At 37.5% G+C, this 20783-nt stretch carries 13 protein-coding genes; 2 read left to right on the forward strand and 11 right to left on the reverse strand.

All coding sequences use genetic code 11. The features are described from left to right. Positions 1-24: 24 nt before the first annotated feature. Together RM706_RS11885 and RM706_RS11890 are read left to right on the forward strand one after the other, a co-directional pair. The gene (locus RM706_RS11885; protein WP_311351757.1) at positions 25-1143 is read left to right on the forward strand and encodes a pyridoxal phosphate-dependent aminotransferase; all 1119 of its coding nucleotides are present in this window, start codon (positions 25-27) and stop codon (positions 1141-1143) included. Positions 1144-1299: 156 nt separating this feature from the next. Continuing rightward, positions 1300-2940: an amidohydrolase gene (locus RM706_RS11890; protein WP_311351758.1), complete on the forward strand. Its 1641-nt coding sequence runs from the start codon at positions 1300-1302 to the stop codon at positions 2938-2940. Between the two features lie 14 nt (positions 2941-2954). On the opposite strand, the gene RM706_RS11895 is transcribed toward RM706_RS11890, so the two are convergent. From RM706_RS11895 to RM706_RS11945, 11 genes are all read right to left on the reverse strand, one after another. Next, complete coding sequence (locus tag RM706_RS11895) at positions 2955-4490, reverse strand: YifB family Mg chelatase-like AAA ATPase (protein WP_311351760.1); 1536 nt, start codon at positions 4488-4490, stop codon at positions 2955-2957. A 51-nt stretch (positions 4491-4541) separates the two neighbouring features. Further along, on the reverse strand, positions 4542-6302 hold the full coding sequence (locus tag RM706_RS11900) for a hypothetical protein (RefSeq protein WP_311351762.1): 1761 nt from the start codon (positions 6300-6302) through the stop codon (positions 4542-4544). 25 nt (positions 6303-6327) lie between these two features. Further along, the gene (locus RM706_RS11905; RefSeq protein ID WP_311351764.1) at positions 6328-7527 is read right to left on the reverse strand and encodes a DUF4249 domain-containing protein; all 1200 of its coding nucleotides are present in this window, start codon (positions 7525-7527) and stop codon (positions 6328-6330) included. Between the two features lie 57 nt (positions 7528-7584). Beyond that, positions 7585-8805 (reverse strand): DUF4249 domain-containing protein, encoded by a 1221-nt coding sequence (locus tag RM706_RS11910; protein WP_311351766.1) that lies wholly within the window; start codon positions 8803-8805, stop codon positions 7585-7587. A gap of 12 nt (positions 8806-8817) precedes the next feature. Next, a complete protein-coding gene (locus RM706_RS11915) occupies positions 8818-9996 on the reverse strand; it encodes a DUF4249 domain-containing protein (protein ID WP_311351768.1) in 1179 nt (392 codons plus the stop codon). Between the two features lie 32 nt (positions 9997-10028). Then, a complete protein-coding gene (locus RM706_RS11920) occupies positions 10029-12791 on the reverse strand; it encodes a carboxypeptidase-like regulatory domain-containing protein (RefSeq protein ID WP_311351770.1) in 2763 nt (920 codons plus the stop codon). A 5-nt stretch (positions 12792-12796) separates the two neighbouring features. Then, entirely contained in the window at positions 12797-13585 is a 789-nt protein-coding gene (locus tag RM706_RS11925) for a hypothetical protein (RefSeq protein WP_311351772.1), read from the reverse strand. Between the two features lie 148 nt (positions 13586-13733). Continuing rightward, on the reverse strand, positions 13734-16127 hold the full coding sequence (locus tag RM706_RS11930) for a penicillin acylase family protein (protein ID WP_311351774.1): 2394 nt from the start codon (positions 16125-16127) through the stop codon (positions 13734-13736). A 48-nt stretch (positions 16128-16175) separates the two neighbouring features. Continuing rightward, positions 16176-18158, reverse strand: a complete 1983-nt coding sequence (locus tag RM706_RS11935) for a protein-disulfide reductase DsbD family protein (protein WP_311351777.1) — start codon at positions 18156-18158, stop codon at positions 16176-16178. Continuing rightward, complete coding sequence (tilS, locus tag RM706_RS11940) at positions 18155-19459, reverse strand: tRNA lysidine(34) synthetase TilS (protein ID WP_311351779.1); 1305 nt, start codon at positions 19457-19459, stop codon at positions 18155-18157. The genes RM706_RS11935 and tilS overlap by 4 nt, the downstream gene beginning before the upstream one ends. Before the next feature lie 18 nt (positions 19460-19477). Next, on the reverse strand, positions 19478-20776 hold the full coding sequence (locus RM706_RS11945; protein WP_311351781.1) for an anthranilate synthase component I family protein: 1299 nt from the start codon (positions 20774-20776) through the stop codon (positions 19478-19480). Positions 20777-20783 lie beyond the last annotated feature (7 nt).

Here is a 20783-nt window from a genome sequence, read left to right on the forward strand (position 1 = left end):
TTACTACATAAATAAGAGTTACTTATGAAGACTATAGAAAGAAGAGAATGGCTTAAAACAATGGGGCTAACTGGTGGTTTTACCCTACTAGGGGGCCTAAGCGGGCTTGCAATGGATTCATCTTTACCAACTGAGGTTTTAAAGGATAACTCTTTTGCTAAACTAAATTCAAACGAAAATCCTTTTGGGCCATCAAAGCTAGTTAGAACTGCGATAACCAAGGCATTTAATAATGCTTGCCGATATCCATCTGTTGTTTTTAGACCACTTTTAGAACAAATAGCTGCTACAGAAGAAGTATCTACCGACCATATTGTAATTACTGGCGGGTCGACAGAAGGTCTAAAAGCAACTGGAATCACCTATGGTATTGACGGAGGTGAAATCATTGCTGCAGACCCAACATTTCAGGCAATGCTGCGATATGCTGAAAACTTTGGTGCTTATGTACATCGCGTTCCTGTCGACCAATACATGGAGCATGATTTAGATGCCATGGCCAATCGTATCAACACTAAGACCAGGTTGATATTTATCTGCAATCCCAATAACCCTACAGGAACTTTATTGGATAAAAACAAGCTTCGAGATTTTTGCAGCAGTATTAGTAAAAAAACTATGGTTTTTAGTGATGAAGCCTACTATGATTTTATCACTGAGCCAGATTACCCTTCGATGGTAGAGCTCGTAAAAGAAGGTATGAATGTCATCGTTTCTAAGACTTTTTCAAAGGTTTATGGTTTAGCAGGAATGCGAATCGGATATTTAGTGGCACGCCCTGATATTGCTAAAAGGCTTAGAGGTAATGTTATGGCAATGACCAATGTGTTAGCAATTGAAGCCGCTAAAGAAGCACTTAAGGATGATGAGTTTTATAAGTTCAGTTTAATGAAGAATGTAGAAGCCAAAAAAGCTATTTATAAAACATTAGATGATTTGAATCTTGAATACATTAAATCACATACCAATTTCATTTTTTTTAAAACGGGTAAGCCTATTTCGGACATGATTACTAAAATGAAAAAAGAAGATGTTATTATTGGCAGGCCCTTCCCTCCCTTTTATGAATGGGCCCGAATTAGTACAGGTACCATGGAAGATATACAACGATTTGATAGTGCGCTTAAAAAAGTACTTGGTTGAATGAGCTAAATTAAACTATATTGATAGCAGAATTCTAGTATTTAAAACCTTAACCACCCGTCCATAATGAAACTAAAAAACCTTTCTCTTTTTTTGATCCTGGCGCTTCTTATAATAACATCCTCATGCTCCAAAGCAAAAAAAGAAACTGCCACAATGTTAATTTTTGGCGGCCCAATATATACGGTTGACACCACACAAACAAAAGTGGAGGCTGTTGCAATAAAAGATAGCATCATTTTGTTTGCCGGTAATCTGGCGGATGCAGAAGTATATAAAGACGAAAGCACTAAATTACTGGATTTAAAAGGCAAAACCATGACCCCAGGACTCATTGAAGGGCACGGGCATTTTATGGGTTTAGGTTATAATGAACTAAATCTTGACCTTATCAATACAGCCAGTTATCAGCAAATTGTTGATGCGGTCGCAGAAAAGGCGAAAACCGCCGTACCGGGTGAATGGATTTTAGGGCGAGGTTGGCATCAAAGTAAGTGGGACAAGATGCCCGACAATTTGGTAAATGGATTCCAAACACACGATTTATTAAGTGAAGTTTCTCCTGACAATCCAGTGTATTTAAGGCATGCGAGTGGGCATGCAGGCTTTGCCAATGCCAAAGCGATGGAAATTGCTGGTCTTTCAGTGTTGGCAAAAGAAGGAATCGATAAATTTCAAGTTGAAGGTGGAGAAGTAATGCGAGATGCTTTGGGCAGACCAACAGGCATTTTCAATGAACGTGCCCAGACCTTGATTACCAAGCATATTCCTGAGACGACCCCAGAACGAGAAGCTAAAGCTTTTGAATTGGCCATCGCAGCTTGCCAAAGAAATGGTATTACAGGTTTTCATGATGCCGGTATCGGTAAAGAGACCATTGCGCTTTATGAAAATATGAAGGCTTCTAACAAAATGAATGTTCGCATGTATGCCATGCTTACTGGTTGGGATGAGGATTTATTAATGGAATGGTACGAAAAAGGGCCTATGGTAGACCCCGACAATCGATTGACCATACGCTCGGTAAAATTGAATTGTGATGGAGCTTTGGGTTCTCGGGGGGCTTGGTTATTGGAAGAATATTCTGATAGGCCTGGGCATTTTGGTCATGAAACTTTACCTATGCCTTTTGTAAAAGAAACGGCATTAAACGGTTTACGAAACGGGTTTCAAGTTTGTGCACATGCCATTGGAGATCGGGCAAATAAAGAAATACTAGACCGCTATGAGTTTGCTTTTAACGAGCTTCCTGATTTGACCAGCGACCATCGTTTTAGAATTGAGCATGCTCAACATTTACATCCTGATGACATACCACGTTTTGCAGAATTAGGTGTAATTCCTGCAATGCAAGCCGTGCATTTATCTTCTGATAGACCTTGGGCAATTGATCGCTTGGGCGAAAAGCGGATTAAGGATGGTGCTTATATGTGGCAAACACTTTTAAAAAGTGGAGTTCCTATTGTAAATGGAACCGACGTGCCAGTTGAACCATTAAACCCCATAGCAAGTTTGTATGCAAGTTTTACCCGAAAGACTTTAAAAGGATTACCAGAAGAAGGTTATGAACCCGAAGAACGGATGACCCGAGGACAAGCATTGCAATCCTATACCTTAGATGCTGCTTATGGTGCTTTTGAAGAAAACATCAAAGGTTCCATTACTGCAGGAAAACTTGCAGATTTTACGATATACGACCAGGACTTAATGACTGTACCGGAAGAAAAATTCTTGGAAACTCAAGTAATGATGACAATTTATGATGGAGAAATTGTTTATGCTAAAAATACAGATTAACGGTATTGGACTCACTACCCCAACCAGCCTTCTCTATCCAAACTACGATATTGTATCGCTTCACTTATATGATTTCCATTTATATCAGTTTCATTGGCTAGATCACAAATTGTCCTTGCAACCTTTAAGATACGGTCATACGCACGCGCTGAAAGATTTAATCGTTCCATGGCATTTTTAAGCAAGTTTTTCGAAGTATCATCTAATTTACAATGTTCTCTAATCTGTTTGGTATTCATTTGGGCGTTATAATGCACGTTTTCAAATTCTAAAAAACGCTTGGTTTGTAGTTCTCGAGCTGCAGTTACTCTTTTTCTAATTTCAACACTACCCTCTCCTTTTCTTTCCTCAGAAAGTTTTTCAAAAGGGACAGGAGTCACTTCTATATGTATATCAATTCTATCCAATAGCGGTCCTGAGATTTTGCTCAAATAGCGTTGCATTTCTGCCGGTGAAGAAGTAACTGGAGCATCTGGGTCATTAAAATAACCTCCTGGGCTTGGGTTCATACTTGCCACCAACATAAAACTACTTGGATAGGTGACAGTAAATCTTGCACGCGAAATAGTCACCTCCCTATCTTCTAAAGGTTGGCGCATCACCTCTAGGACACCTCGCTTAAACTCTGGTAATTCATCTAAAAATAAAACCCCATTATGAGAAAGTGAAATTTCACCTGGCTGTGGATATGCTCCACCGCCCACTAAGGCCACATCTGAAATGGTATGGTGTGGCGAACGAAATGGCCGTTGACTCATTAGTCCCATATTCTTTATTTTACCAACCACACTATGTATTTTGGTAGTTTCTAGTGCTTCATGCAAAGTCATGGGAGGTAAAATAGAAGGTAGTCGTTTCGCTAACATGGTCTTACCAGCTCCGGGCGGACCAATCAAAATAATATTGTGTCCACCGGCTGCAGCAATCTCCATACAGCGTTTAATACTCTCTTGCCCTTTCACATCGGAAAAATCAAACTCAGGAAAATCTAGGCTTTTGTAAAATTCTGCACGGGTATCTATAATTGTTTGAACCAAAGGTTTTCCCGAATCAAAGAAGTCAATGACTTGCTTAATATTTTCAACGCCATAAACTTCTAAATCACTGACAATAGCAGCCTCTTTTGCATTTTGAACTGGTAATATAAAACCTTTGTAACCTTCTTCTTTAGCCTTTATGGCAATAGGTAAAGCCCCCTTTATTGGCTGTACACTACCATCCAATGAAAGTTCTCCCATGATAAGATACTTTTCAATATCCTCAGATTGTATTTGATTAGAAGCTGCTAAAATTCCAAGTGCAAGGGTTAAATCATAAGCAGAACCTTCTTTACGAAGATCTGCTGGGGCCATATTGATGGTAATTTTTTTACCAGGAATCTTGTACCCATTATTCTGAAGTGCGGCAGCAATGCGATAGTTGCTTTCTTTTATTGCATTATCAGGTAAACCTACCAAATGGTATCCAATACCCTTATCAATATTAACTTCTACAACAATAGTAGTAGCTTCAACGCCAAAAACGGCACTTCCAAAAACCTTAATGAGCATAAGTGAATCTTGCCAATGTTAAGCAACTAATCTATAAAAAAGAAGCTGATTCTATTCGACTTTGATCCAATTTCTTATGAAAACAGGTTTGCCATCAGCTGTGAATCCCTCAAGAACGATTTCGCAATCCCCTGGCACGTCTGAGGTGTAAATATCTATTTGAGCATCGGCGTCAAGAAATAGTTTTGGTATCCAAAGCAATTGGTGTCGAAAATCTGGAATCCTATCACTTTGCTCATCAGAACCATAGTGCTGTGCAAAGTACTCTTTTTGAGGTTCGGGTTTGAACAAATCAATTTTTTGAATGTGTGGTGCATAAAATGTGTCAACAAAATCATCCTCCAAGGTCTCGAAAGAGATAATACCTTGAAAAACCGCAGTGCCCAAAAGATATTTATTTCTTGAAAAACTAATGGATTTTAGTTTTTTGGCACTGAAGTCCATGACATTTTCATGTTCTTTTAAAAAAAGGCCATCTACAAAAACCATAGGCAAAACGCCAGAGTCAGCCAATCCTTCCGGAGGGCGTACCTGAAATACTCGTTTACCGTTGCCTAAATTTTTAATAGATACCTGATCCACAATTTCAATGATAGTTTCTTGAATACTATTAAAACGGGTATAATCATCTAAAACATAGACGGTCTCAAGATCTCTATAAAAAGGAGCTGCATGTTTAGCCGGAACAATGGAATCTGAGCGAACAGAAACATAAGCGTTCTCAATCTGGTTCTGAACGCTCCTTCTTAAGATATCCTCTTCGAGTTCTTTTGAAATCTTGAAATCGTTAAAAACGAATTGGCCAAAATCAAGGTTAGGTTTATCTATTTCAACTTGGTAGGTGTCCCAATCTTCATCCAGTAATTGTACAACCGCAGAAAGATTGTCATAGGCCCTGTCAAAATTAAAATAAAACCTACCATCACTGCTAGTGGTTGTAACTTTTAAAAGATAGTCTTTTCCGGGAAGGGAAAGGGATACCTTTTTACCCGCTTCAGCAATGTTTTTTTCTTTGTTTATAACCCTACCTGAAATGATTTCTCCCCTCAGCTCGGGTAAATGGTTAATCCCATTTTTTTGAGATTCGCCTGTTGTGCCTTTTTTCAAAAAACCAGTGAAGAAATCATTCAGTGAGTTGTTTTTAGGGCTTTCAATGTTACCATTATGTCGAACTGAAAGCGAGTATGTTCCTTTTTTTGCTGATTCAGTAAGCCCCGAAATTTTTAAACCGACCTTGTCACGCTTTTCTGCGGCTGATTTTTCTACAGTCATAGTAACAAAGGGACTGGTAATATTTGTCAACTTTTTGTCAACCAAAATCTCTTTGGGGGTTTTTATTGAGGCAATAGTGTCCAAAGAATCCTTTACCACTATTTTTTCCAAATAGGGTTCTGGTATGGGCTGATAAGGGTTAATAATTCGAACATCTGATTGAAAAAAATCTGCAGTTTTACCGTTTTTCATCCATTCTGAATACCCTAAAAGTTTATAACTGCCAGTGGCTACGGATGTGGGCACAAAAAAGTCTCCATATCCTTCGCCATTTTGTAATCTCACTTTATGGTTAAAAACAATTGTTCCATCATTTGCTACTAAACTGACATATGCCATTTTACTAATAGCACTTAAAGCCCTATCACTATTGTTTAAGCAATACATCTTATATGCTAAGCGCTCACCCGAAAATAATAATGAGGCGTTGTGGTGTATATAAATACTTTCTTGAGGAATGTTGGCCAATGCGTTCTGGGAAGCCATTTGACCAAAAGAGCATGTCGTTATTAAAAGAAGCAGTGTAGTAAGGTTTTTCATTCTATTTCATTTTGTATTTCATATTTTATTCTGTCCAAAATTCAGGTACTTCAGGTTCACCCAAAACGGTGCAATCTCCACATACCCTTGGTACAAGCAAAAATGGTCCTTCAACATCATCCACACCAATTTGTGGATTAATATTATCGTCATAGAAACGCGTGGTATTCAGCGCATAAAGATCTTGTAATAAACAAAAGCGGTCAATAGTTTCCTCAGGTGGAGCAATTTCCCTACAAGGGCTGACAAAAGGTGGCAAAGGTTCACCAGGGTAAAGGTCGGTATAATTAAAAAATATGCGCTGTTCCTTTACCGAGGCCACATCAAAGAAGCCAAGCACCTTTTCTTCTCTATCTTGCTCAGAGAACACGTTCCCTTCCAAAAAACCTGGCTGTGTTTCTGAAAAAAGGCTTTCGCTACCTGAAAATTGTTCTAAAGTTTCATAAAACGTAAAGGCGGTGTTCGACTGTACGAACTGCTTAACCAGAATGGAGTAACGATGTGAAATGATGTAATTGTTGCGATTGATAAAATGTACCATAAAATTACTGACCCTATCCTCTTGCAGATCGCTGGTATTGGTCAAAATGATTTTGTTGGAAAAATCTGTGGCATAGCAAATACGACTTTCTTCTTCTATATCTTTAAGTATCTTAATCATAGCACAAGGTCTTTCTAGGCGTTCTTCAAGTGGGCCTGGTAATGGGACTGGTATCAAATCAAAAGGCGACCATTTAGGGGCAATGATGCGATAAGTTTCTTCATAGGTATAGCGATAGTTCAACGAATTACCCGTAGGGTCAAAACTATCAACCAAAATGGCGATGCCATCAATACCGTCATCATTGGTCATACGTTCTGCCCTAGCCCCATATGATTGGTTGATTGGAGGTAAAATGGTCTCATCAGAACGGTACGATCTACCGTCTTGCGTATCTATGCGTAATTGATAGGCCGTGTCAGGTCGAGCAGCAAAGGCTTGTGTGGATACATAGACACCGGGATCTGTCTCTTCAAAGTTGAACGTAAGATTTCCAGCAATGACCCGTACATTGGCATTTGATTCGGCAGAGGGCCCATCCGCTTCGAATTCGAACGTTCGGGTTAGAAATACTTGCTGTTGCTTCATCTCATTGGTAATGGTCGCCTCTACCACTATGGCGCTTTCAAAATCGACGAACTCAGCTTCAAAAGGCTCAATACACCCATAAAAGCATAAACTCATTATGCATAGTAAAGACAATAATTTCATATTTTGTTTTACCGACTGTATCATATTATTTTATTCTGTCCAAAATTCAGGAACCTCCAATTCACCCAAAACGGTACAAGCACCACATACCCGGGGTACAACAAAAAATGGTCCTTCACCTCCATCCGCGCCGGGTTGAGGATTTGGATTATCGTCAAAGAAACGGACGTCACCGCGTTCAACAGCCGGTCGTAAAATACAAGCACCCATAATGGCTAAAGGAGGTGCAAATTGATTACAAGGGTCTACAAAAGGTGGTAAAGGTTCATTTGGATAAAGGTCTGAATAATTAAAAAATATGCGTTGTTCCGTTACTGAGGCCACATCAAAAAAACCGAGGACCTTTTCTTCTTCATTTTGCTCAGAGAACACATTGCCTTCCAAAAAACCTGGCTGAGTCTCTGAAAAAAGACTTTCATTGCCAGAAAACTGCGCCAAGGTCTCATAAAACGTAAAGGCGGTATTGGACTGTATGAACTGTCGTACTAAAATGGTGTAGCGGTGCGAAATGATGTAATTGTTTCTGTCAATAAAACGTACCATAAAACTACTGACCCTATCCTCTTGCAAATCGCTGGTGTTTGTCAAAATAATTTCATTGGAAAGATTTGTGGCATAACAAACACGATCGTCAATCTCTCTGTTTACTGCCATCATTTCGCAACCTGTTGGTCCCTCTGGATCGGGTATCAAAGTGAAATCCGCCCATTTAGGGGCGATGATGCGATAGGTTTCTTCGTAGGTATAGCGGTAGTTTACCGAATTGCCCGTAGGGTCAAAACTATCGACCAAAATGGCGATACCATCTTCACCGTCATCATTGTTGATGCGTTCTGCCCTAACCTCATCCATTTGAGTGGCGGAGGTCAATAGTATTTCATTAGAACTATATGATCTGCCGTCTTGTGTATCTATGAGTAATCGATAAGCCGTATTGGATTGGGCGGCAAAGGTTTGTGCCGACACATAAACACCTGGGTCGGTCTCCTCAAAATCGAAAGTAACACTACCGGCAATTACCCTCACATTGGCATTTGATTCGGCAGTGGGGCCATCGGCCTCAAATTCAAAAGTACGGGTCAGAAATACTTGCTGTTGCTTCATCTCATTGGTAATGGTAGCTTCTACTACTATGGCACTTTCAAAATCAATAAATTCAGCTTCAAAAGGCTCAATACAACCATAAAAACATAGGTTCATCATGGCCATTGAAGACCATAACTTTACACTATGTTTTACTAACTGCATCATAATATTTCATATTTATTCCGTCCAAAATTCTGGCACTTCGGCGCCACCCAAAACAGTACAATCACCACATGCTCGTTGTACAATAAAAAATGGTCCTTCACCGGCCTGAGGTGTATCATTATCGGCAGCAAAACGAACAGCATTTGTTTCATAAATTGGTAGTAAAATACAACTGCCAAATTCGGAAAGAACCGGAGCAGATCTACGACAAGGGCTTACATAGGGTGGCAAAGGTTCATCTGGATAAAAGTCCGTATAATTAAAAAATATGCGCTTTTCCGTTACGGAGGCCACATCAAAAAAGCCAAGGACCTTCTCTTCTTCATCTTGCTCAGAGAAAACGTTTCCTTCCAAAAAACCGGGCTGTGTCTCTGAGAAAAGACTTTCGCTGCCAGAGAATTGCCCCAACGTTTCATAAAAAGAAAAAGCAACGTTGGACTGTATGAGCTGTCGCACTAGAATGGTGTAGCGATGTGAAATGATATAATTGTTCCGATTAATAAACCGGACCATAAAATTACTGACCCTATCCTCTTGTAAATCGCTGGTGTTGGTCAGGATAATTTCATTGGAAAAATCCGTGCCATAACAAGTACGTTCTTCATTCTCTTTGGCTACTTTTACCATCTCACAGCTTCCTTCTGATGCTTCTTCCAAATCAAAAGGCGACCAATCAGGAGCAATAACTCGATAAGTCTCTTCGTAGGTATAACGGTAGTTCACCGAACTGCCGGTAGGGTCAAAACTATCGACCAAAATTGCAATACCATCGTCGCCATCATCATTGGTCATACGTTCAGCCCTTACCCCATCTATTTGAGTAGCTGGGGGTAATAGTATTTCATTAGAACTATAGGATCTACCATCTTGTGTCTCTATGCGCAATTGATAAGCCGTGTTCGGCAGGGCGGCAAAGGCTTGCGTCGACACATAAACGCCAGGATTCGTCTCTTCAAAGTTGAACGTGACACTGCCTGCAATAACCCTTACATTGGCATTTGATTCGGCAGAGGGACCATCTGCTTCAAATTCAAACGTACGGGTCAGAAACACCTGCTGTTGCTTCATCTCATTGGTAATGGTAGCCTCGACCACTATAGCGCTTTCAAAATCGCTGAATTCAGCTTCAAAGGGCTCAATACACCCATAAAAGCAAAGACTTATGATGAAAATTAAAGACCATAATTTCATACTTTTTTTTACCCACTGCATCATCATTGGTATTAAAATTTAAAATTATAGGTTATTGTAGGTACGGGAATCGCAAAGATTGAACTTTGAAAAGCCTTGATATCCCCATCTTCTGTGACAAAGAATACGGAATACGGATTGTTCCTTCCCAAAACGTTATAAATTGAAAAGCTCCAAAAGCTATGGGCAAATTTTTTGATTTTGTGATTCCCCTCCATATTGAAGCTTAAATCCAACCTGTAATAATCTGGAATCCTGAACTTGTTTCTGTCACTATAAAATACAAACTCTGAATTGTTGAACTCAAAACTACCAATAGGAAAAGTAACTGGACGACCAGTCTGATATACAAAATTTGCAGAAGCACTCAATCGCTTTGTAAACTTATAATTGGCAACCACGCTCACATCATGTGGCTTGTCAAAATTAGATGGGAAAAATTCGCCGTTATTGACCCTTTCTTCGCTGAATTCGCTATCTAACCTAACAAAAGAACGAGAATAGGTGTAACCCAACCAACCATTCAATTTACCTTCATTTTTTTTCAATAAAAATTCCACTCCATACGCTTTTCCATCACCTTGTATAACTTCAGTTTCAATAGCTTCATTTAACAATAACTGGGCACCTACTTTATAATCCAATAAGTTTTTTTGCCTTTTATAATACCCCTCGAGGCTTAGCTCATATTTATTTCCCTCAAAGTTTTTGTACAATCCAAGAGAAACTTGATTTGCTTGTTGAGGTTCAATATTCAGATCAGAAAGTTTCCAAGTATCCGTAGGCGATACCGTAGTATTGTTTGAAAGTGTATGAATATATTGATACGCATTGTTATAACTTGCCTTAATCGAGAAGGTTGGATCTAAAAAATACCGTGCCGAAAACCTTGCTTCTGGCCCGCCATACGTTTCAATGATTTCATTATCATCAAATTCCTCTGTTCCCGTTTGAGTGCCATTATTGAGTGGTGCATTTTCTTGATAGGTACGCTGGATTCCTGCACCAAGTGCAAAATAAAAGGAATATCGAAGACCCATATCAATTAATAGTTTATCACTTACTTTATAACTATCAGATAGAAAAACGGCTGATTCCAATGCGCGTTCTTCGGGTATCGCCAACGGTATGATTTCGGATTCGTTACCTAATGGATTTATATTACCAGGAGAAACATTGTATAATTTGCTGGCAAAACCATAATCAAACGTATGCTTATCATTATATATATACTTCATTTTGAGCTTTAGCTCAGTTTCATTGTTTTTATAACCCAAATCAAAATCATCATTTGATTCTCCGTCAAATTCAATACCAAATCGGTACTCGCTGTTTGAAAGGATAACATCCATCGCGTTCTTGTCATTGAATTTGTGGTCCCATTTTAGGGAAACCAATCGATTGCTATAATCGAAAATCGAATCAGATGTAATGCTGAAAGCGTCACGGCTATAATAACCTGTCGCCTCAATCTCATTATTTTCATTTATGGTATGGTTGTACTTGGCCACGACGTCAAAGAAAGAAGCTTTACTGTCCTGTAGTTGTTCGTCATCTAACGAGCGTAATATCCAATCTGAGTATGTCGCGCGACCCCCTAATAGTAAAGCGGATTTACCCTTGACAATGGGGGTTTCAAGAACAACATTACTTGTCACAGGCCCTATAGAGGCCTCGCCAGAAAATTTTTCATTATTTCCATCTTTTGTTTTTATATCGAACACCGATGATAGTCTGCCCCCAAACTCGGCAGGAATGTTTCCCTTATAAATTTCAGCAGTTTCAGTTGAAAAAGGGTTCAATGCCGAAAAAATACCAAAAAAATGGGCAGGATTATAGACAACTCCGTTATCCAATAAAATTAAGTTTTGATCCGTACGGCCTCCACGCACATTGTATCCCGATGCCCCTTCACCAGCATTTGAAACGCCTGGTAAGGTAATAGCGGCTTTTAAAATGTCGCGCTCGCCAAGTACCAAAGGGATATTTTTAATTGTTTCAACATCAATAAGTGTAACCCCGGTCAAGGCTGTTTCTACATTTCTGTTCCGATTGCCCTGTACAACAACTTCGTCCAATGCCTCAAAACTTTCGTTTAATTTAAAGTCATATACTCCATTGTTATATATGATAATCCGGGTTTTTGAATCTTGAATACCCAATGCCCTTGTTTCTATGATATTTTCGCCAGCGGGAAGCTCGATGGTAAAACTGCCATTAGCATCGGTTGAGGTGCCAATATCCTTGCCCTTTACGATGATTGCCAAATCAGCTATGGGTTTTTGATCAATAAAATTTATGGCCCTGCCACGTAAAGTGAAAGTTCGTGAGGTACTGTTCCTATTTTCCTTGCCAATGCGAACCGTTTCCATCGTTCTCTGTGCAGTATTTTCTTTGGTATTTAAAAAGAGAGGACCTAATTCTTCAAGCTGTTCGTAATCTACGACTTCGGCTTCTTCTTTACCGAAATAATCATCGGGTAGGGTATCATACACCAAACTATTTTGGGTAAGGACAACGCTTTTGTCATCCATGATATAAAAGTTGATGACCGTATTCTTGAAAATTTCTTCGAGAATTGATGTTACTTCTGCATTTTGATAACTTCCAGAAACCCTTTCAGCGCTTATCCATTCTTCTAAATAAAAGAATTGATAATTGGTTTTATCTTCAATTCTTTTTAAGGCATCCGCCATTTTTACATTCTCAAAAGCAATCGATATTTTGGAATCCGTTTCTTGGGCAATTCCATGCCTTAAAAATACCAAGAGAAATAAGATACAAATTTTTTTCATCTACTTTATTGATTGTTGGTTTGAGATAACAGCACGCCGATGCGTTTCATCAATGCGACTTGAAAGGCATCTAGGTCTGAACTTCTTAATCTCCTAGCTAGATTATAGAACTTATCTATCGGTTTTTTTTGATTTGGGAAAAGTTTGGTCACATCTTTTTTTGAGCCTATTACATGATAAGCTCCATCATACAATAAAACATATTCACTTTTACCCGGTACAAACTCATAATAAATGGAACTGCGATCATTGCGTTGAAAACTTTTTTTAGTCAACTTCGTGAAAAGTGTGAAGTAAGTCCCAGACATAGAAACCTCATAAAAGCCATAAAGATTAATCTGGGGCGTATCTTTGGGCAATATTTTGATGAAGTTATGACCATCAATTACAAAACTGTTCAATCTATCAGAAAATAACTGTAAAGTTCCTCCTCCGACAGATGTTGCAAGCTTTAGTAACACCTTATCATCATAAACATCGTATTTAAGGTCAAGGTCATAATAATCTTGTCCTTCATAGTTCACCGATCCTGATAAAAACCGGCTTGTTTTGAAAAATTGGGTCTCTTCATTTATGGTTCTGTATTTCTCTGAGTATACTATGCCTTGGTATAATCCGGTATTTTGTATACCCATTATTTTATCAAAATAGGTATTATAAAACTCCGCGGGTTGTTCTTGTCCAAAGGTATTTTTGGTTGAAAAAAAAATTATAAGCAATAGTAAAAAAAAGACAGGAAATCGGCTCATGATTGGTTTGTTGGCAACTGAAGTATCAGCTTTATTCTTCTTCATCTAAAAAATATGGAATAATGAAAATAAGGCTAATATTCCTATATATCACATAGTAATTAAGAATTAACAATTATCAAAAAAACTATCCTGATATTTGATTTTTTCTTAGTTAAAAAGGGTTTAAAAACTTATTTTAGTGGAGTTGCTGCTATTTTTTTAAAAACTTGAGAATTGATTTCCTTTTTTCTATTATCTCTTCTTTGTTCATCATCATTTTTCTGAATTCTCCATTCACAAACATTTGCGCTTGGTCTTTATAATGTTCACTAAGCGGGTTTCCAGATTGACCAGTGGGTAAAATACTAATGCTATTTTCAACATCTGAAAAATCTATTATTCTCCTTGTTGATGGCCCTGAATTTACTTTGTAAAGCCCTGTACTATCATACGGAAAAGCCATATTATTGATAACTTCCCTACTGCCATGTACAGGAAATGGGCCCGCGTTAAAGTATTTTCTTAAGGCATCAACTCGACCAATAGGATGGCCATGTTCTAAGGTGTGTACTTTGCCCCATTGCCACTGCATAGTATCCTCGCCAAAATCATTTATCAAAGAAGTCCAAGCATCTTGAAGTGATTTTAGGGCAATATCGCCTTTTGTCTCAACGATATCTTCCGTTTTTACATTATCCCACCATACTCCATCATCCATTTTAACGCCCCAGGCTATATGTCTCTTAACTAAATGAGTGCTCAAAAATTGCTCAAATTGTTCTTTGCCCAATTCATCTTCAAACGTGTTTTTTAAAACAAAATATTCACATCGGTGATAAAAGGTAGCACTTATACTTTCTTTCGGGTAATCTCCTTTCCAGTTTTTTAACTCGTCCATTAAAATTAGCTGTTGTTCATTAAAGCCCGAAATATCAATTAGCTTAATCATATCAGTAACAAGCTCAGGATTCACAGATGACGTTATATCCAATATCATTTCAGATACAGAGGCTTTATCCCAATCATCCTTGGCATCCAATAATTCTACTATTCGCTTTGCCCTATTTTCTGGAAGATAGTATCCTGGATATACCATACCGGCAATAGAGTCAGGTTGGTTATTGGCTGAATACACATAGTTTTGTGGAGGATTGATTGATTGTGGATTTTCAGAAAAATCCAAATATCGAAGTGGTTCTTGAATGCCATTTGTTCCATCTAAAATAAATTTTGTAGATACACTATCTGGCATTTGATATAGTTTTGCTGTCGCCCACCATGCAACATTGCCCTTCGCATCGCCATACATCACATTAAGTCCTGGAGCATGAATTTTAGGTAAAGCCAGTTGAAACTCTGTAATATTGGATGCATGGTTCATCTGGTACAACGCATCTAAAACCTCATTATCTATTTTGGTATAAATCCAAGATGTCGCAATAGGGTTTTCTCCTTCAAATCCTTTTGTCATATACTCAGAAACGGATCCATGACGTGATTTTTTATAAGTAAATTTCACAGGATCTTCATCTTTCACCCTTATTGTCTTAGCCATAAATTCATAATCTTTCCAGCCAGATTCTGTTTTATATTTTGTGCTATCAGTAGGATGGTTTTCTTCAAAATAAAAATCAATATCATCGTTTTCGAACATGGTAAGACCAAAAGCCAGATTTCTATCATGACCTAAAACAGGAAATGGGATGCCTGCAAAATAATATCCGTACTTTTCAAAAGTAGGTGTATTGATATGGGCTTCATACCAAACTGACGGTTGAGCAAAACCAACATGGGGGTCATTCGCCAAAATAACTTTTCCATTCCTTGTTTTTTCCGGAGACAACACCCAACTGTTGCTTCCAATAAATTGAGGAATCGGCAAAGCCTTTAAGGCACTTGAAACATTAGCTGTTAAAGAATTAGACAATGTATCTAACTTACTTTTCTTATGATTTCTAATCCAAACCGTAGAGGTATCGGAACTGATTGCCAAATCATTTATATATTCTTCACCCAGCTTGTTTTTAATATTTGTCAACAATGGGTCGGTTTTATGGGCCATGGCAAAGCTAAAAGCCATATATCCTATAGCATTGTATACATCAGATATAGTAAATGGTTCTTTTTCGAGACCAGTTAAATAAAATTCAACAGGTGTAGGTCCACTTTTTATAAATTCATTGATTCCAGATAAATAAGCTTCCGTTAATTTTACTACCTCGGTATTGGAATCTAATTGAGAAACGGTCTCCTTGGTATGCTCATCAATCCCTAAGGAAAGAAAAAGCTTGTCTGTTTCCACCAAGTCTTTTCCAAACACTTCAGAAAGTCCACCTTTTGCGACGCGACGCAATAATTCCATCTGCCATAGCCTATCTTGGGCATGAACATATCCCATGGCTTTAAAAGCATCCGCTTCATTTTCAGCATAGATGTGTGGAATACCATAATCATCAAAATAAACCGTAGCTTCTTGGCTAAGACCAGGCATGGTTTTTTCGCCTGAATATGAAGGCTTTAAGGTGTTCAAGAAAATAAACACACCTAAAAAGGCCATAAAAAGCAGAACACCTAAAACAAGTAGTGTTTTCTTTAACTTTCGCATAGAAAATGAATATAGAATAAGAATCTAAAGTAAAGAAAAACTTAGAATTTATTCAGAACTGGCTTGGAACCTTTTTAAACCTTGTCTTAACCACTCTTCATAAGTAACAGCATCAACATATTGAACTCCAGAGTTCAAGACTTCCAAATCTGGTGTTAGCAATGCGTAATAAGGTTGTGAAGCAGAATTAAAATTTATTGTCTGAAAAGTTCCCCATTTTTGACCAATGGTCTCGATGGTTTTAATGCGGCCAGAATCGTATTTAAAGTCAAATTGTTTTTCCTTTTCAAGCTCCTTTCGGTCGTCTACATATAGCGAAATCAATACATAATCGTCACGAAGTATGGGGTATATGGTTGGTTTGCTCCAAACCTTTTCTTCCATTCTACGACAATTTACACAAGCCCAACCTGTGAAATCAAGTAATATGGGCTTGTTTTCTGTCTTTGCATAAGCAACGCCTTCTTCAAAATCTTTAAAGCAATTCAAGCCCAATGGACAATCTGATGCTTTTTCATTGATGCTATAAAATTCAGGAGGGGGAAAACCACTCAATGTCTTTAGACTTATTAGATTGAAAACACCCATTATCAAATAAATTGTTGCCAATACACTCAATAAACCCAATGCCTTTCTTGCTTTAGATAGTTTTTGTTTTGGTCCATCGTGCTTAAAACGAAAAACACCGAACAAGTACAATGTCATCAACACAAAAATCAGAATCCAAATAGCTAAGAAAATTTCTCGCTTTAAAATGCCCCAATTACCAACTAAATCAGCATTGGACAAGAATTTAAATGCCAAAGCCAATTCTAAAAACCCAAGTGTTACCTTTACTGTTGTCATCCATCCACCAGATTTAGGCAAAGAGTTCAGCCAAGCAGGAAATAGTGCAAACAATGCAAAAGGCAGGGCCAGAGCCAAACCAAAACCTGTCATGCCAAAGGTTAAATTTGTTGCAACACTACCTTCCGCCAAAGTTGTACTTCCTAATAGACCTCCTAAAATAGGTCCCGTACATGAGAAAGAAACAATAGCCAAAGTCATAGCCATAAAAAAGATACCCAGTATACCACCAACTTTACTGGAAGCAGCATCCATTTTGTTTGCCCAAGAATTTGGAAGTGTCAATTCATAATAACCGAAAAAGGAAAAAGCAAAAAACACAAAAATCAAAAAGAAGAAAATATTCAACCAGATATTAGTTGCGATAGTATTCAAAATTTGAGAATCAACTGAATCAAATATGTGAAACGGCAAACTCAGCAAGAAATAAATCAAGACAATAAAAAATCCGTACAAAACAGCGTTGACAATACCCTTCGATTTATTTTGGGATTGCTTGGTAAAAAAAGAAACTGTTAATGGAATCAATGGAAAAACACAAGGGGTAAACAAGGCTATTAAGCCCCCTAAAAAACCTAATCCGAAAACCATCCAAAGAGCTGAACTGCCTTCGGTAGAATTCAACTCTGATTGTTCTAATAATTCTTTGTTCTTTAAATCCAGTTTTAATGCGGAGGACATTAAAGCACTTCGTTCATCTATGGTTTTCTTCTTTTGAGAAACAAAAGTGCTACCATCTAGAGAAATTTCAAAAACCTCTTCTCTTAATACACAAACTTCTTTACATATTTGATAGTACAGAATAACCGAAATCTGTTTTAAATCAGGATCTATGAGTTTTATTTTTTGCTCAAAAAGTGCTTCGTTTTTGAAGAATGTCTCGTCAACATCAAATACCTCCGTATATTTAGTATATGTCTTTCCTTCTACTGTTTTACCTATGAGTTCATAGTCTACCCCTGCATTAATGAATTCAAACTCACTTGGCATTGAACCGCCTTCAGCTGTATAAAGGGAATAGATATACCATTCTTTGAAAATAGCTGCCTTAAAAGTAAGTTTGTATTCTAAATCTGATAATTTTTCAACTTCGTGACTCCAAACCGCTGGTTCTTCATCTGTTTGAGAATGAACAATTAAAAAACTCAAAAAAAGAGCGAGACTTACTACTATTTGTTTTTTCAATGCAATTCGAATTTTAATATTTTGTTGGTGTTCTCTGTAACCTTGAAACGTTCATCTGCCCTTTTGCCAACAACCCAAACAATTTTCTCACTTGAGCATAACAACCAAATATTTTTTTTTGAAAGGACGTCTATTTTTTCATCTTTAAAAAACTTTGATAGCTTTTTCTTCCCTTTCATACCTAATGGGTAAAAATAGTCGCCAGTATTCCATTTTCTTAACAATAAAGGATATTTTAACTTTTCACTATCTACATAAAGCACATTAGAATCGTTTTTTGAAATACTGTCAACCTGTGTGATTTTCATTGAAATGGGTTCATTGATTAGGTCGTCAACTTCAAAAAAGAAATACTCTTTTTGGTCAGTCTCTCTGAACTCAGACAACAATAAAAAATCTCTGTTTTTAGTCAACTGGTGTGTTTTAGAGTAGATCTTTTTGCCACTGGTAGCATCTAAAAGTTGTTCAATATCATCCCATTGCCCAAACCCGTAGGGGTCAAACAATAAGTGCAAATGGTCTTTTAATGGTTTCTTTTTTTTTAATTCTTCAATATTGATATTCTTTACCCCATTTTTATCTGTAAAAAGGGCATCTTGAATTTCAGTTGCGTAAACGTCAACCAGTTTAGAAGTCCCAAATAAGTTTTGTTGCGTTAATTTAAAGTTTTCTAGAAAATTAGGTTGCAACTCTTTAAGCAGTGGAACAATTTTGTGTCGTACTTTGTTTCTTAAATATTTCGTTTCAATATTACTGCTATCCTCTCGCCATTTTAGTTGTCGACTATTGGCAAATGCTAGAATTTCTTCGCGGGAAAATGGCAGCAGCGGCCGAACAATATTGCCATTCTGTTCAGGAATCCCGGTCAATCCTTTAATTCCAGTTCCTCGCGAAAGGTTAATAAGAAAGGTTTCAAGACTATCATCAGCGTGATGAGCGGTCAAAACATAGTCGAAATTACGTTCTTGCATCAGCTTGTTGAACCATTCATAACGTAAATCACGAGCAAGCAGCTGTATGGAGCTATTGGTATTGTTTCTATAGTCATCCATATTAAAAGAAGTCAGATAAGCTTGGCAATCATTCTTTAAGGCATATTCTTCAACGAATTTTTGATCCCCATCACTTTCATCCGCCCTTAAATTGTAATTGCAATGTGCTAAGCTATAATTTAGATTCAAAGATTGACACAAATGGGTCAATACCATGCTATCTAAACCTCCACTACATGCAACAAGAAGTTTTGCTTCTTGTAAAAAATGAAGTTGGGTTTCTATATGTTTTTTAAATGTAGTTAACACAAGACAAAATTAATCATATCATTTTTGTTCCAGTGCCTTGCGCATGGCCTTTGCTTTCAATAGGCATTCTTCATATTCTTTCTGAGGAATGGACTTTGCAGTTATCGCACTACCTACAGAAAAAGAAACGTACTTCTTTTTAGAATTGTACAAAATACTGCGAATCATTACATTAAAATCAAAATTATCGTCAGGGTCAAAATAACCGACTGCTCCGCTGTAAAGCCCTCTCTTAGTTTCTTCCAAAGCCTCAATTATCTGCATAGCCGCTATTTTTGGGGCGCCAGTCATGCTTCCCATGGGAAAAGTGTTTTTAAGCAATTGAACAGAATCAACATTGTCTTCAACTGCTGCACTAATAGTCGAAATCATTTGATGTACTTGTTTATAAGAGTACACTTTGCATAATTCTTCCACCTTAACAGAACCCTTTAGAGCGTTTTTTGAAAGGTCATTACGAACCAAGTCCGTTATCATAATATTCTCTGATAGCTCTTTAGGGTCTTTTTCCAGTACGGTTTTTAAAAACTGATCTTCATCAAAATTCTGTGATCGGGCTGCTGTTCCTTTAATGGGTTGTGATATTATTTTTTTTTCAATGCGTTTTAAATAGCGCTCCGGTGATGCACTTAGGGCAAAGTTCTCGTCTAGCTTTAAATAGACTGCAAAAGGCGATTCAGAAATCGTATTCAGTTTTTCAAATGTTGTTAGAGGGTCAATCTCTGTATTTAGTGCAAAAAACTCTTGGCAAATATTTACTTCATAAATGTCACCTAATTGTATTTTTTCAAGAACACTTTTTATTTTGCTTAGATAGGCATCTTTATGTATTCGCAGTTTGATTTTCGGAGTTTCAAAATGCTTTTTCATGCCTCTATTTAAATTGATTTTATGAATATCTTCTAAATCAGTTTTTATTTCATGAGTATATTTCTCTAGATATTGAAATTCAACTCTATTTCCCTTTAAAAAAAGTAGTTTCTTCGGTTGAAAAAAATGAAGGCTATAAAAGTCCAATCCATCATAGTTGTCTGATGAAAGTTGTTCCAATTCATTTTTTAAATCATAGGATAGATAACCAAAAATCCAATCTTTGGTTTTCGATTTATAGTCTGATAGCATTTGAAAAGCAGTACTACTATTGGTTTTGATATGAGATTTTGAACCTACAGCTAAGGCTATATCAAAAGCATTGTACTTATGTTTATGGTGATTACTGTCTAAAAAGACCAGCTCATCAAATTGTTGCGCCCATCTGAGCAACTGTTTTCTAAATTGGTTGGGATTGTCTATTTTAAAAAAGTGACTTTTTCTCAATGGAAGA

Origin of the sequence: Croceitalea rosinachiae, from assembly GCF_031846445.1 — a bacterium.
GTDB lineage: Bacteria > Bacteroidota > Bacteroidia > Flavobacteriales > Flavobacteriaceae > Croceitalea > Croceitalea rosinachiae.

Excerpts from the sequence above, each read along its gene's own strand:
- RM706_RS11885 (WP_311351757.1), top strand. The coding sequence starts at position 25 with ATGAAGACTATAGAAAGAAGAGAATGGCTTAAAACAATGGGGCTAACT.
- RM706_RS11890 (WP_311351758.1), top strand. The coding sequence starts at position 1,300 with ATGTTAATTTTTGGCGGCCCAATATATACGGTTGACACCACACAAACA.
- RM706_RS11895 (WP_311351760.1), bottom strand. The coding sequence starts at position 4,490 with ATGCTCATTAAGGTTTTTGGAAGTGCCGTTTTTGGCGTTGAAGCTACT.
- RM706_RS11900 (WP_311351762.1), bottom strand. The coding sequence starts at position 6,302 with ATGAAAAACCTTACTACACTGCTTCTTTTAATAACGACATGCTCTTTT.
- RM706_RS11905 (WP_311351764.1), bottom strand. The coding sequence starts at position 7,527 with ATGAGTTTATGCTTTTATGGGTGTATTGAGCCTTTTGAAGCTGAGTTC.
- RM706_RS11910 (WP_311351766.1), bottom strand. The coding sequence starts at position 8,805 with ATGATGCAGTTAGTAAAACATAGTGTAAAGTTATGGTCTTCAATGGCC.
- RM706_RS11915 (WP_311351768.1), bottom strand. The coding sequence starts at position 9,996 with ATGAAATTATGGTCTTTAATTTTCATCATAAGTCTTTGCTTTTATGGG.
- RM706_RS11920 (WP_311351770.1), bottom strand. The coding sequence starts at position 12,791 with ATGAAAAAAATTTGTATCTTATTTCTCTTGGTATTTTTAAGGCATGGA.
- RM706_RS11925 (WP_311351772.1), bottom strand. The coding sequence starts at position 13,585 with ATGAAGAAGAATAAAGCTGATACTTCAGTTGCCAACAAACCAATCATG.
- RM706_RS11930 (WP_311351774.1), bottom strand. The coding sequence starts at position 16,127 with ATGCGAAAGTTAAAGAAAACACTACTTGTTTTAGGTGTTCTGCTTTTT.